Origin of the sequence: Breznakia sp. PF5-3, assembly GCF_029504745.1 — a bacterium.
Classification (GTDB): domain Bacteria; phylum Bacillota_I; class Bacilli_A; order Erysipelotrichales; family Erysipelotrichaceae; genus Breznakia.
Genome location: NZ_JAQFIQ010000053.1, coordinates 1 through 14814, shown reverse-complemented (window position 1 = coordinate 14814; position 14814 = coordinate 1). Strand labels below are relative to the sequence as shown.

At 33.7% G+C, this 14814-nt stretch carries 15 protein-coding genes; 1 reads left to right on the top strand and 14 read right to left on the bottom strand.

Annotated elements, in window-relative coordinates; all coding sequences use genetic code 11:
- Window positions 1-99 precede the first annotated feature (99 nt).
- The 13 genes from M2475_RS10360 to deoD form a co-directional block, all read right to left on the bottom strand.
- On the bottom strand, window positions 100-810 hold the full coding sequence (locus M2475_RS10360) for an alpha/beta hydrolase (protein ID WP_277491385.1): 711 nt from the start codon (window positions 808-810) through the stop codon (window positions 100-102).
- Window positions 811-841: 31 nt separating this feature from the next.
- Window positions 842-1288: a VOC family protein gene (locus M2475_RS10355; protein ID WP_277491384.1), complete on the bottom strand. Its 447-nt coding sequence runs from the start codon at window positions 1286-1288 to the stop codon at window positions 842-844.
- 14 nt (window positions 1289-1302) lie between these two features.
- Window positions 1303-1863, bottom strand: a complete 561-nt coding sequence (locus M2475_RS10350) for a YdeI/OmpD-associated family protein (protein ID WP_277491383.1) — start codon at window positions 1861-1863, stop codon at window positions 1303-1305.
- Between the two features lie 156 nt (window positions 1864-2019).
- Window positions 2020-3321, bottom strand: coding sequence for a thymidine phosphorylase (locus tag M2475_RS10345; protein ID WP_277491382.1), 1302 nt, complete (start codon window positions 3319-3321; stop codon window positions 2020-2022).
- A gap of 14 nt (window positions 3322-3335) precedes the next feature.
- Complete coding sequence (gene cdd / locus M2475_RS10340; RefSeq protein WP_277491381.1) at window positions 3336-3731, bottom strand: cytidine deaminase; 396 nt, start codon at window positions 3729-3731, stop codon at window positions 3336-3338.
- Between the two features lie 63 nt (window positions 3732-3794).
- Complete coding sequence (locus M2475_RS10335) at window positions 3795-4745, bottom strand: ABC transporter permease (protein ID WP_277491380.1); 951 nt, start codon at window positions 4743-4745, stop codon at window positions 3795-3797.
- Window positions 4742-5872 carry an ABC transporter permease gene (locus tag M2475_RS10330; RefSeq protein ID WP_277491378.1) on the bottom strand — a complete coding sequence of 377 codons (1131 nt, stop codon included), beginning with the start codon at window positions 5870-5872 and terminating at the stop codon, window positions 4742-4744. The genes M2475_RS10335 and M2475_RS10330 overlap by 4 nt, the downstream gene beginning before the upstream one ends.
- Window positions 5869-7392 (bottom strand): ABC transporter ATP-binding protein, encoded by a 1524-nt coding sequence (locus M2475_RS10325; protein WP_277491377.1) that lies wholly within the window; start codon window positions 7390-7392, stop codon window positions 5869-5871. Before M2475_RS10325 ends, M2475_RS10330 begins: the two co-directional genes overlap by 4 nt.
- A 70-nt stretch (window positions 7393-7462) precedes the next feature.
- Window positions 7463-8539, bottom strand: coding sequence for a BMP family ABC transporter substrate-binding protein (locus M2475_RS10320; protein ID WP_277491375.1), 1077 nt, complete (start codon window positions 8537-8539; stop codon window positions 7463-7465).
- A gap of 48 nt (window positions 8540-8587) precedes the next feature.
- Window positions 8588-9427 carry a YjjW family glycine radical enzyme activase gene (locus tag M2475_RS10315; protein ID WP_277491374.1) on the bottom strand — a complete coding sequence of 280 codons (840 nt, stop codon included), beginning with the start codon at window positions 9425-9427 and terminating at the stop codon, window positions 8588-8590.
- Window positions 9408-10913 carry a YjjI family glycine radical enzyme gene (locus tag M2475_RS10310; protein WP_277491372.1) on the bottom strand — a complete coding sequence of 502 codons (1506 nt, stop codon included), beginning with the start codon at window positions 10911-10913 and terminating at the stop codon, window positions 9408-9410. The genes M2475_RS10315 and M2475_RS10310 overlap by 20 nt, the downstream gene beginning before the upstream one ends.
- A 21-nt stretch (window positions 10914-10934) precedes the next feature.
- On the bottom strand, window positions 10935-12131 hold the full coding sequence (locus M2475_RS10305; protein WP_277491371.1) for a phosphopentomutase: 1197 nt from the start codon (window positions 12129-12131) through the stop codon (window positions 10935-10937).
- A 5-nt stretch (window positions 12132-12136) separates the two neighbouring features.
- A complete protein-coding gene (gene deoD / locus M2475_RS10300; protein ID WP_277491370.1) occupies window positions 12137-12853 on the bottom strand; it encodes a purine-nucleoside phosphorylase in 717 nt (238 codons plus the stop codon).
- 112 nt (window positions 12854-12965) lie between these two features.
- On the opposite strand from deoD, the gene M2475_RS10295 reads away from it, so the two are divergent.
- Window positions 12966-13691, top strand: coding sequence for a Crp/Fnr family transcriptional regulator (locus tag M2475_RS10295; RefSeq protein ID WP_277491369.1), 726 nt, complete (start codon window positions 12966-12968; stop codon window positions 13689-13691).
- A 14-nt stretch (window positions 13692-13705) separates the two neighbouring features.
- Here M2475_RS10295 and M2475_RS10290 read toward each other — a convergent pair whose 3' ends face one another.
- Window positions 13706-14410: a TipC family immunity protein gene (locus M2475_RS10290; protein WP_277491368.1), complete on the bottom strand. Its 705-nt coding sequence runs from the start codon at window positions 14408-14410 to the stop codon at window positions 13706-13708.
- Window positions 14411-14814 lie beyond the last annotated feature (404 nt).

Sequence of the window (14814 nt, the reverse complement as noted above, 5' to 3'; positions counted from 1 at the left end):
ATTAATTCTACTAGGAATGGCTCCCTTTTTCTATATTAGCTATCTATCCTAGGTTGGTAGCCCTAGGAGTTTACACAAGATATTTTACACTACCAGAAATTATCCTTTTAATGTTTCATAAATCCAATCTTGATAACATTGCAGTTGTTCCTGTGTATGAAAAAAATGTTCTCCACCCTCTAATATATTCAATTTACAATTGAATTTCTGTGAGAATTCCTTTATTAATGTTTTACTTTGTAAATTGTCTTTAGAACCATATAAAACAGCTGTTTTCTTATCCCATCTAACAATTGGATGATTTTTCACATATGTATAATAATCCCAATATAATATCTGATTAAAGTCCGTTTTTATTTCCTTTTTATCTCTTAATTCTTTTTCGGTTGTATTATTCCACAGCATCATATTATCAATCAATGATTTCATATCAACAATTGGTGACAAGAATAAACATTGTTTTATCTTCTCATTTGGATATGCCAACAAACTGAAATATGCCCCTATACTGCAAGCAAAAACACTAATTTCCTTCGCAACCGTTTTCGCATAATTCATAACTTGTTGTAAATCATCGATACAATTTTGAGGCTTACATAAATAGTTAAGATCATTTTGTCGCTCCCCATGTTCTGGCAAATCAAAACTTATCAATTGATATCCTCTCATAACTAACACATGAGCGAAGCGCTTAATAACTTCATCCTCTTTACTTGACATATTCCCATGAATTGCAATGAACAACTTATCCGAGGGTTCTCCCCAACATAATGATGGAATATTATTTATCAGCAATCTCTCTATTCTCATTTTCGTTCTCCCTCACTAAATGTATATTTTATTACCTTATACTTTGTAACTCAACAATATTCCCCTCTGGATCACGTACGTACACAAACGTTGCTTCTTTATTGTTAGGATACATTGTCTTAACAATTTCACCAACCATGCTTCCTCCAGCTTTGATCACTTTACTTACCATACTTTCTACATCATCCACTTGAAAAGCTAGATGAGCAAACCCTTGTTTATTAATGTTTGATATGTCATTATCTTCCAGTTCATCATATGAGAATATTTCAAGGGTTGGATAATTACTACCATATCCAGGTAATAAAAGATGCTCTCCAACAATATGCGCTTTCTCTATCCCTGTTAAATCATCTAACCATTCTCCTTTGAGATCACGTGTTTCCTTTATGCTTTTACAATCCAATACTGTTTTATAAAAAGTAGTTAGCTTTTCCACGTCTTTAGCTACAATATTCGTATGTATATAGCGAATCATATTATTTTCTCCTTTTACATTGGTTTTAGGTTTTTATTTAACCTATCCACCATCCATGATAATCGTTTCTCTTTTCCAGCCTCTGTCTTAGCGTCAAAATACGCACGTGTATAAGTTTTTTTCACCGATGGAGACATTGCTTGAAAATTTGTAAATGCTGGCTCATAACCTTTCAATAACTCTGATACAAATGCAATATTATCGTCTGTATCATATGTTATTTTAACAGCATCCCATTGTCCGTTTGCTTTCGCTTCCTCAATTTTGGCTCTTCCTCGATCTTTCATCAATCCTTGGTCTTCAAGTTTTTGAACCAATCCTTTGTTCTTTTCTGACCATTTACTATTTGCAGTTCTTTTAGCAAAATATTTTTTATACTTTGTTTGATCAATACTTTTCATCTGCCCATCAATCCAACCAAAACACAGTGCTTCTTCAAGTGCATCATTTGCAGAGAGTGTTTTAGGACCACCTTTCTTACCAAAAAGCAACCATACACCTTCACTTGTTTCACTATTATTATCTAACCATTCATGAAAATCATCTCTATTTGTAAATGTTAATATCGTACTCATAGCTTACCTCTTTCCACAATTGTTTCCATACGCCATTGCTGCATATTATATTTCTTTCATTATTTTACCATAAAAGAAAATAATCTTATAGATTGCTATTAAATTCAAACATTATAATAATTAAAAAGATACAGAATTATTTCTGTATCTTTTGTATTAATGCAATACTTTGTATATTAATGGTTCTCTCTCTATTTCATTCTCTTCAATTACAAAGCATGCTTTCATTTTATCAACCAAGCTTTCTTCGAAGGTGTCATTTACATAGAGAGTACATAAGATATCTCCTTTTTCAACCCTATCATAACGTTTCTTGTGTAAAACAATTCCTACCCCATGATCGATTGCATCTTCAATTTGCATTCTACCTGCTCCAAGTGCGCAAGATAAAAGTCCTATATCCTTCACATGCAACGTATTTAGATAACCAGCAGTATCTGCATAAACATCAACCGTTTGTTTAGAAATCGCTAATAGTTCATAATTATTAACTACTTCGCCATTACCATGTTGATATTCAATCATTTCTTTTAATTTTGCCAAAGCTGTTCCATCTTGAATACAGGCTTCTACTTTTTGTCGTGCTTCTTCTTCATTCTCACAAATATTAGCCATCTTTAAAATTGTATAAGAAGAATGTACACATAAATCATAGAAATCTTGGTCATAATTTCCTTTCAATGTTTCAATTGCTTCCCATACTTCTAATGAATTACCAACACAAGTACCTAACACATCATCCATACTTGTAATTTCAGCCGCGACTTTGCGATTGGCACTTTCACCAATTTCAATCATTCGTTTCGCCAATTCAATAGCATCATCTTTGTTTTTCATAAATGCACCATCACCACATTTTACATCTAATAAAATAACTTCACTTCCAGCAGCGATTTTCTTAGACATAACAGAAGAAGCGATAAGTGGAATACTACTAACTGTTCCTGTTACATCACGGAGTGCATATAGTTTTTTATCTGCATACACCATATCATTGCTTTGTCCAATTACAGCACAACCAATTTCCTCTACTTGTTTCATAAAATCAGCTTCACTAACTTCAACCTGTAAGCCGGGGATTGATTCTAGTTTATCCAAAGTTCCACCAGTAAAAGATAATCCTCTACCACTCATTTTAGCGACTTTACAACCACAAACGGCTAAGATGGGAGCTAACACCAAGGTTGTCTTATCTCCTACACCACCAGTTGAATGTTTATCTACAAATACACCATCATAACTAGAAAAATCATATGTTCTCCCGCTCTCTATCATCGCTTTCGTAAAAACAGACAATTCTTCCTTATTAAGTGAATTAAAATAAATTGCCATAAGCAAAGCAGAAGCTTGATATTCTGCAATCGTACCATCGCAATAGGCTTTCACAAAATACTCAATTTCTTCTTTTGTTAGAATTTGACCATCACGTTTCTTTTCAATGATTTCTATTATATTCATCGTCTTTTCCCTCTCTATTCTTCATCTAAATCTGAAGCATCAAAAGCAAAAGGTATTAACTCTTCAACTGTAGTTTCTTTAATTTCATGTTCATTTGCCAGTATAACCTTTGCCTCTCTAGGTACAAGTTCAACCATTACTTGACGACATGCACCACATGGATAGGTTAATTGCTTAGCCTTTGTAACAATAATCATCGCTTCAATATCTTCTTTACGAACCCCTTGAGAATATGCAGCAAATAAAGCACTTCGCTCAGCACAATTGGAAAGTCCATAAGAAGCATTTTCGATATTTGCTCCATAATATTCTTTTGTTTTAGTCTTTACACATGCAGCAACTCGAAAATCAGAATATGGTACATATGCATTCTTTAAATATGTTTTTGTCTTTTCAATTAATGTATTCATGTTCTCCTCCTTGTATTAAAATAAAACCAAATTCAAAATAAAGAATCTGGTTTTATAACTACATTATCTTTGCCCAGCATCGTAAATTTTTCCAGCAGCTTTTGGTCCAACTGAACGTTTTGCGAAGATTATCAACGCAATGATTGTTAGAACATAAGGTATACTATAGAAAAATTCGGTTGGGAAACCTGATAATCCTGGGATATTTCCAGAATATGATGAAATGGTTTCTGAGAATCCAAAAAATACTCCTGTAAGTAAACAACCAAATGGATGCCATTTTCCAAACACCAAACATCCTAGGGCAATAAATCCAACTCCATGAATAACACTAACACTAAATTGAATATTCGTTGTCAACACCATAATACCGCCTGCAAGTCCCCCAAGGAAACCTGAAGTTAAAACACCAATATAGCGCATTTTAGCAACGGTTATCCCCATCGAAGCACTTGCTTGTGGATACTCACCACATGAGCGTAGACGCAACCCAAAACGCGTCTTATACATCAAGAAATACGTTAATAGGACAAGTCCTACAGCGATAAAGAAAGTTGGATATACATTGCTAAAGAACATTGGCCCAATAATTGGTATATCCTTCAAGATAGGAACTGATAACTTTGCTATATTAGTAGGAAAGTTTGGCGTTCTTTGTCCTTGAAATATCAACTGACATAAGTAAATTGTCAATCCTGTAGAAAGCATATTTAATGCTACCCCAGAAATCGTTTGATCCGCTTTCAAGTTTATCGACACAAAAGCATGGATTGCAGAATATAAACATCCTACAATTGCACCGATAATAATTCCTACCCAAGGAGCAAAATTACCAAGACTATCACTTAATAAAATGGTTACTGTTGCGGTTGCAAAAGCACCAACTAACATAATACCTTCAAGAGCAATATTGATAATTCCACTACGCTCAGAAAACAAACCACCTAATGCTGCAATTACAATCGGTGTTGCCATAATCAAAGCTGCTGGAAACATTTGTAGAAATAAATTCATACTTTCACGCCTCCTTCCACTTTTTCATTCTCATTTTTATCAGTTTCAATTTTCTTTGGTTTCTTCTTTTTCTTATGAAAGCGATTTAATAACAATATAATTCCATATTGCATTGCCACAAACAATACAATACCTGCCGAAATTATTTCATTAATCTCTTTTGGAACACCAGTTGCCTGCATAAGTGGAGACATCACTTTCAACAATCCAAACAACAATCCTGCAAGCATAATTCCAATTGCATTAAAGGCGCCAACAAAAGCAACGGCAATACCATCAAATCCATAATTTTCAAAAGACCCGATAACTCTACCCATGTTGAAGGTACCTAAGGAAATAACGGCTCCAGCTAATCCTGCAAGAGCTCCTGCAATCATCATTGAATAAACAACATTTCTTTTCGTTTTCATACCTGCGTACTGCGCAGCATCTTCATTATATCCAGTAGCACGCAGACTAAAACCAAAAGCGGTTTTATTTAAAATAAACCAATATGCAAAGATTGCTAAAGCTACAATTAGAATTCCCCAATTCAACCGTGAATTATTTGTAATCGAACTCAAGAAATCACTAGATAGTGAAGCTGAACTAGGTATTTGTACTGTCTTTGAAATACTCGAACCTGGTAATGCTTTTAAAATATAATTTGAGAAGTACATACCAAAGTAATTCAACATGATACATACAACAACCTCATTAATTTTATAACGACTTTTCAAAATCCCTGGAATAAGGCCCCATAATGCTCCTGCTACTGCTCCTGCAATTACACAAGCAATTACATGTAAGATTCCTGGTAGTGGTACAAGTAGTGCAACACAAATACTTGCACATGCCCCTACCATAACTTGTCCTTCAGCACCAATATTAAACATACCTGTACGATATGCAAAAGCAACGGAAAGACCAGTTAAAATAATTGGTAATGAAAATACAATAAATTCACCTGTATTACGTAAATTAAAATTACCAAAATTATTGAAAGTGGATCCTACTAACCCACGTAACATAGCATTAAATAAAACCATCGGACTATAGCCAGATGCTACCAAAATGATAATCCCAAGAATCAATCCCATTCCAACGGATATAAGGGAAATTTTTATTGGTGAAAGGTTTTTCTTCATGATTCTTCTCCTTTCTTAGTTCCAGCCATATATAATCCAATATCTCTGAAATCTGTTTCTGAGCGGTCTAAGAATGCTGTACATTCTCCATCATGCATAACTGCAATCTTATCTGATAAATCTAGTATTTCATCTAAATCCAATGAAACTAGTAACACCGCTGTCCCTTTGTCTCGCTCTTCAATAATACGTTTTTGAATATATTCAATTGCTCCTACATCCAGACCTCGTGTTGGTTGTACGACTAATAACAATTTAGGATTACGTTCAATTTCACGCGCAATAATTGCTTTTTGTTGATTTCCTCCAGACATACTACGGGTTAAGGAATCCTTACCTTCTCCACTTCTTACATCAAAGATTTCAATCAAACGATCTGCATGCTTATCAATTTCATTTTTTTGTAAGATTCCTTTTTTTGAATATGGTGCATCATTATAAGACTGTAACACCAAATTCTCTTTTAAAAGAAAATCCAATACCAATCCATATTTATGTCGATCTTCAGGGATATGTCCAAGCCCTTTATCAAAACGCTTCTTAATTGACATTTTACTAATGTCTTCCCCATTCAAACAAATTGTTCCTTTGGTGTTTTTCATCAACCCACAAAGTGCATAAATCAATTCACTCTGGCCATTTCCATCAACTCCAGCAACACCAACAATCTCTCCAGATCTCACCTGTAAAGAAAAATCTTTTACTTTTCTATTTTTATCTTCATCACAAACATCGATATTTTTAATATCCAAAACCACTTCAGCTGGTTTTGCAGGGCCTTTTTCAACATTAAAATTAACATTACGACCCACCATCATTTCTGCCATTTCTTCTTTACTTGTATCTTTTACATTCACTGTAGCAATGTATTTACCTCTACGTAAAACACTACATTCATCAGCAACTGCTTTAATTTCTTGAAGCTTATGCGTAATCAATAAAATACTCTTTCCTTCTTTTACCAATTGTTTCATAATCAAAATCAAATCATCAATTTCTTGTGGTGTTAAAACCGCTGTTGGTTCATCAAAAATCAAAATTTCTGCATTGCGATATAGCATTTTTAAAATTTCAACTTTTTGTTGTGTCCCTACTGATATATCAGAAATCTTTGCATCTGGATCAACCTTAAATCCATATTGTTCTGATAACTCCAAAATTCGCTTTTTCGCCGCTTTATAATCAATCATATGATTTTTCATAGGCTCTTGACCCAACACAATATTTTCAGTCACTGTAAAAGATTCCACAAGTTTAAAGTGTTGATGCACCATCCCTATATGCAACTCTGTTGCCAAATTAGGATCCATATCTTCAATAACTTTACCTTTTACTTTTATTTCACCTGAAGTTGGCTTATATAAACCAAATAGAATTGACATTAACGTAGACTTTCCAGCCCCATTTTCACCAAGCAACGCATGAATTGTTCCCTGTTTTAAGCGAACCGTTACATCATCATTTGCTTTGATTCCTGGAAACTCTTTTGTGATGTTTAGCATTTCTACTGCATATTCCATTATATTCCCCTTTCTTCAAAAATGGGAGAAAGCTACTTTCTCCCATAATACTTAACTTGAATATCTATGATTATTTAGCTTTTGGTGATTTTGAAGAACCATTTGCAATTACAGGTTTTTCATTTACTGTAATTGTTCCATCTTTAATATCCGCTATTGCTTTATCCAATGCTTTTTTAATACTATCACTTAAGTTAGGGTTTTTCTCAGGAATTCCTACACCATTTTCTTTTAATGTATATGTTGTAACTCCAGCTTCGAATTTATCATCCATAACTGCTTTAGCTGCATCATAAGTTGCAACATCTACACGTTTTAATGCAGAAGTTAAAATTACTGACTTGTCATCATCACCGTATTTACCTGTATCGTATTGATCTTTATCTACACCAACCACATATACTATATCGCCAGCTTCACTTCTTGTTTGTGCTTCTTTGATAACACCATTACCTGCATTTCCTGCAGCATGGAAAATTACTTTTACACCTGCATCATATTGCTTAGCAGCTAATGTTGTCGCTTTACCAGCATCATCATAACTACCTACATAGTCTACATGAACGATAACATCTGGATTCGCATCCAATGCACCTTGTTCAAATCCAGCTTGGAAAGCTCCAATTACTTCACCTTCCATACCTCCAATAAATCCAACATCATTAGATCCTTGTTCTTTCGCTTCTAAAGCTGCTGCCATACCTGCCAAATAAGACGATTCATTTGCGGCAAATACTGCACTTTCCACGTTTTCTGCTTCTACAACACCATCAATAATCAAAAATTTTGTGTCAGGGTATTGTGCAGCCACATCTCCCATTGAATCTATGAATAAGTAACCTGCTGCGATTACGATATCATATCCATCATCTGCCAATGTTGATAAGTTTGTAGTATAATCTGCTTCTGTTTTTGATTCTAGGTATGTATAGCAACTCTTATCCAATTTGTTATCTTTGGCAAATTGCTGTACACCTTCCCAAGATCCTTGGTTAAATGAGCGATCATCAATCCCTCCCATGTCCGTTACAAATCCAACTTTTACAGGACATGTGTCATCCTTTGCGCTGTCACCATCTGAGCCACCACATGCACTTAATAGCAATACAAGGCACGCTGTCACAGCCATAATACTAAATTTTTTCATCTTTTACCTCCGGTTTTCTTTTGTAAAGTCATAATCTAGTATGCTTATCTATACGATAATTATATCATTGTGTCCATTTTTCAAAACAATATTCTTGAATTTTTCTGCGTATTCTTCACTAACGCTTTCCTTTCCAAAGTATTCAACACCTTCAAAGCGGACCCCATATGGACGGAATCGAAGCAGCTTATATGTAATTCCTTCTTTTAAACATTTACTTACATAATTCACAGTAGCTTCATTTTGCTCATCTTGGTTTGGAAGCAATACGGTTCGAACTTCCAAAAGTTTATGTATACTTTGCAAGTAATCCAAGTTTTGTTTTACTGACAAATTATCGTATTTACAAATTTGACGGTGAAAGTCATTATCAAATGCTTTCACATCCAGCATAACTCCATCACTTATATCTAGTAATGATGTATGCTTACGAAAATCAACAGTTCCATTGCTGTCGATTAAACAAGTTAATCCCATTTTTTTCATTTCTTTAAATAGTTCTAGTAGAAAATCTGCCTGCAACATACATTCTCCACCACTTACTGTAATTCCTTCTATAAATGCTACATGAGGTTTAATATATTCAACAATATCCGCTACCTTCATAAGCTTTGTTTTTGGAGATGAGAGATGTGGACACACCTTTATACATGTATCACATTCGCAACATATTTCATCATCCCATACAACTTTTCCATTTTTCATTGATAAAGCATTCACAGGACATTGTTCAACACATTCTCCACAATGCCTGCATAGATGGATTGTCTCAGGATTGTGACAATACAAACAAGCGAATGAACATCCTTGAAAAAAGATTGCTGTCCGATTTCCTGGTCCATCAACATTTGAAAATGGAATAATTTTATTAACGATTGCTGTTTTCATACACTCTTCGACTTAGTGCCTTACCTTTTTCTTCCGCTCCTTTACCATACAATGTCACTTGATTTAAAGAAGCCTCATTATTACGTAATTTTTCAATTTCACTACGCTTTACTAAATATCCTGTAACTCTAACAACATCATTATCAGCATTATATCCAGTAAAGTATCGCATTCCGCTTGTGAATGCACCCTTAATTATATCCAATATCGCTTGGGGATTTTTATTCCAAGTTTTATCAAACTTAAAGATATCACCAATTCCTGATATAAAATGTTTATGCATTTTTGCTTCTAACAATAAATGATCTCTAAGTTCTGGTTCGCTTCCAATTGGAATTCGACACCCAGGAGAATTTTCTGTACCATCCGTATCAATTCCAACTTGAGCATGCATTACATAAGTATTATTGCAGCCCTCACAATACACACCATGATGTGCTTCCACCATATCATGTATCTTATCTAGAATGGTAGATGCTAACTTTTCAGCATCTTTGTCATGTCCATAACCTTTGCTTTTATCACTAATTCCTAATAAGTTATTTGTACACTCTGCTAAGCCAACAACACCGAACATGCCAGTGAAGTTTTCTTGTTTAACAAAGCCTTCCTTTGCAAGAAAGTTACTTTTAAAGAAACTTGATTCTTCTACAATATAAGTAATTCTTTGATCCATATTCTTCAACAACACTTCAACATAGTATGGAAGTATGTTATTTAAGAAATCATCTGCATCCTTTGCTTTTAAAGAAGCATCGTATAAGCGAATTCGTGGTAATGTATATCCACCACCTGCTATCTTTAATGCATTATAACAACTAACAATGGCATAGTTTCCATCCATATTTTTTGCATACATCGCATCATTTGCAAAACTTGGCTTACTTGTTTCAAGCATACAATCCACACATTTTAATGCGAACTCGTTGCTTGTCTTTTCTGGATTGTATAACAACGTAAGATTTGGTATTGCTAATTGCATTTCTTTTGTTAAATCTAAAATAATATGTCCTACACGATTTTCTTTTGGTCCGATATTCGAATGAACAAAAGAATCTGTAAGGGTTTTATCAATGTGTTGTAAAAACAATTTCAAAGCTTTTCTTGTTATCTCTTCCTCTGTATCAAATGGTGCAAAAAGCGTGGAAAAGTTTCCTAAGTATACAGGAAATGATGTAATACTTGGTACATGCTTATAAAAAATCAATAATGCATTGGTAGCTTCCCAAATATCACTAGGTGGTGCTATATCTAAAAATTCACACCCCTTTTTCATCAACAACTCATAATCAGGCACGATATATCGAGGACGATATGGCGCTAACCCTTCACCTAAGTCGCATAATACACCATCTTGTAATGCTTCGATAAACGCTTTATCTCGAGGTAAGGAATCATCTTCACTCTCTGCCAATCGAGCAAGTGATAGTACTTGCTGTTGATATGTCAAAGTAGGGTCTTTAATAATTTCACTAACTTTACTCATCTTTATAACCTCCCTCGAATACTATTTACGATATTTTACGATTTCTGCTAATTTTGATACTCCAATCGTATCTTTTGGCATAGCGAAACCAAAATTATCTACAATTGTTGCACCTACATTCGCAAATGTATCAAATACTTCTAAATGCTGTCCTTGTTCCATATCCTTGCTATATGCTAAGAATGGTACCATCTCTTTTGTGTGATCACTACCTATATACGTTGGATCATTTCCATGATCGGCTACAATAAGCAATAAATCATCTTCTCTTAACACATCCAATAATTTAGCTAATAGAGCATCAAAGCGCTCTAACTCTTCACCATAGCCTACAGGATTGCGTCGATGTCCCCATAAGGCATCAAAATCCACAAGATTTACAAAGCATAAACCATCGAAATCTTTTTTTGCTATATCGATTGTCTGCTCCATACCATGCACACTACTTTTTGATTTATATGCTTCTGTAATACCCTCACCATCAAAAATATCATTAATCTTACCCACACTGATAACATCTTTTCCAGCATCTTTTAATACATTTAGTGCTGTTCTACCATATGGTTTTAATGCATAATCATGACGATTTGCAGTACGTACAAAGCTTCCTTTCTTATTTCCTGTGTAAGGTCGAGCGATGATTCTTCCCACTTTCCATTCTGGTTTCATAGTAATTTCACGTGCAATCTCACAATACTTATATAGATTATCCAACCCCATTGTCTCTTCATTTCCACAAATTTGTAGTACCGAATCTGCAGATGTATAAACAATCATATGACCTGTGGCAATTTCTTCTTCACCAAATTCATCTAATATCTCTGTACCGCTTGCAGCTTTATTACCAATTACTTTACGTCCTGTACGACTTTCTAATTCATCAATTAATTCCTTTGGAAACCCTTCTTCTGTGAACGTCTGGAAAGGTGTATCAATCAACAACCCCATCATTTCCCAGTGTCCTGTCATCGTATCTTTTCCAATACTTGCCTCTTTCATTTTTGTATAAGTGGCAAGGGGAGATATTTCTGCTTCTACTGATACTAACTTAGTTACATTCGCCAATCCTAACTTTTGTAATGTTGGGATTTTAAAATTTGGCATATGCTCACTGATGTGAGCCAATGTATTAGCACCTTTATCATATCCAGCTAAATCATCTGCTCCCACACCCAATGAGTCAACTACGATGGTAAAAATTCGTTTATAGTTTTTCATCTTTTTTAAACCTGTATTGCGCTTTCTAATGCTATTTCCATCATCTCATTAAATGAATTTTGTCGTTGTTCTGCCGTTGTCACTTCATGTGTTACAAGTGAATCAGAAATTGTTAAAAGACATGCTGCTTGCTTATTGAAAAGGTTTGCTGTGTGAAACAATGCAAAACTTTCCATCTCTACACAAACACATCCATGTTTGCTATAGAAATCTGCATATCCATCTACATTATCTTCATGATAGAAAACATCACTTGAGTGAATACGATTTTCATGTACTGTTTTATTAATACTTGCTGCTGTATCTTTTATCAAAGTATTCAACTTTTCGCTTGGCTTCATTATTGAATCCTTTACTCCAGCTTGTGCAAGTGCAAACGAAGACTCACTCCAGGCATCACTCGCTAAAACAATATCAAACAATTTCAAATCATCCGTATATGCTCCTGCACTACCAATACGGATAATTGCTTCAACATCATAAACTTTAAATAGTTCGTATGAATAAATTCCAATACTTGGCATTCCCATACCAGAACCCATTACGGAAATCCTTTTTCCTTTATATGTTCCTGTAAAACCAAACATATTTCGAACATTATTAAACTTAATAACATCCTCCAAATATGTTTCTGCTATATATTTTGCCCTTAATGGATCGCCAGGCATTAAAACTACTTTTGCGATATCCATTTCTTTTGCTTCAATATGCGGTGTTGCCATAAAACTCTTACCTCCAAAATAATAATTATAAGAAATTGATTTCCTATTACTATTTTTATCTTATCTTAGTGTATAATTAAAAAAAAGGACACTTGTCCCTAAGGAGTAAATTATGTCACAAATTTTAAAATATTGTAAAACTCACCTTAGTGATAATGACTATATCTTTGTATCAACAATCTTTAAAAATTGTTCTGAAGCTACACAGGCAAAGATGGAAATTGTTACCTATGAAAAAGGTCACCCTATCATGGAAACTGGTGATCCAAATACGTATGTCTACGTATTACTAAAAGGAAAAGTATCTGTCGTTGACGAACAAGTTCCTAGCTATCCTTTTACGTTTGGAGAATATCGAGCAATTGATGTGCTTGGTGATTATGAACTATTTTCCAATGCATCAGGCCGTTTTGTATCTTTGCGTGCCAAAAATCATTGTGTTTGTATTCGTATCAATTCGGGTGATTATATGAATTGGGTAAGAGAAGATGTAAATGCTCTATTTATTCGTATGAATATGTTAATGAGTGTATTGAGTAGAGAAACACAATTTTTAAGACAATTTCTATTTTTGGATATCGAAACAAGAATCATTGTATTCTTATATGAAGAATATCAAAAATATGGCGATGTAAAACAAGTGAAAATCAATGCCAAAAGAGAAGATATTGCTAGTAAAATGGCTTGTAGTGTTCGCACACTTAATCGTTCTCTACAAAAAATTGAAAGCAATGGATTGCTGACTCGTCAAAATGGAAAAATTTATATTAGTCAAACCCAGCATAAACTCATGGGGCAATACATTATAGAAAATGAAGTTATCTTACATCCTTTTTAAGCGTTTAATTAACATCATTTTTCGCTTTGCAAACATCCTTCAAGAAAATTACTACATAGCACAACTTTTGCCCCTAAAATGTCTACATCTCCTAAATCATCCATTGAGAATTTTGACAACTTTTCATTCCCCTCTAAATAATCTATCAATATTTGATCATATAAGAACATTCTCGCTACTTCATATAGTTCATCATAATCCATATCAAAACTCGCTAAAAATTCATCAATATCTTTTCCTGTCATAGGTTCAAATTTTGCTTTTTCATTTATAAATTCAAATTCAAGTTCCATTTCATCGCTCTCCACATTATAAATCCAACGTATAATTATACTGTCATCACTCCCTTCCCCTCTATCAATTGATGTTATAATTTTTAGAAATGGATCATAATCAAAATACACTATAATACTTTCTACACCATATTCTTTTAAAGCAGGTGAAATTGCTGACTTATTATAAACTCTCATCAGTCCATGTTTTATTCCATCACTATCTATGGTTCCTTTTGCCCGATTTGATTCTTTTGATACTGATTTAAATACATCTTTATGCCAATATGCAGAAACATTATCTTCACCAACATAATACATTTCATCAAAAATATTATTGATATCTTTCTCATTCATTTCTTTATAAACTTTTTTCCCAACTATAGTTACTCCTACTAGAACTATAATTATAATTATCAGAACAATTAACTTTCTATGTTTTTTCATTTTGTATTCTCCCTAATTCAATTTCCCATAGTAATCTTGCATTTCATTATTTCCTTTGATTTTTGCATCTAAACTATATTAAAAAAGTTTGGTCCCGTAGTAATATATCAATCCTGTCTTTAATCTTTACATCTAATGTAACATCATGACTGGTAACTTCCGATTTGCACATTTCTTTTTCTTTATTATTTTCTATCTTATTGTTGCCAAAACAATTACATCCACATAAAAAATAATAGTTTAGTACAATTCACTTATGTTTCTTTAATTCTCATTAAAGTAAAAAAGTATCATTATCACATGATACTGCAGACTGTTGACAAAAGAAGTCAATGGTCTTTTTTTATAACAAGGTATATGATACAATCTATTAGGCAGGAAATTTCTCTATTTTAGTCGATAAA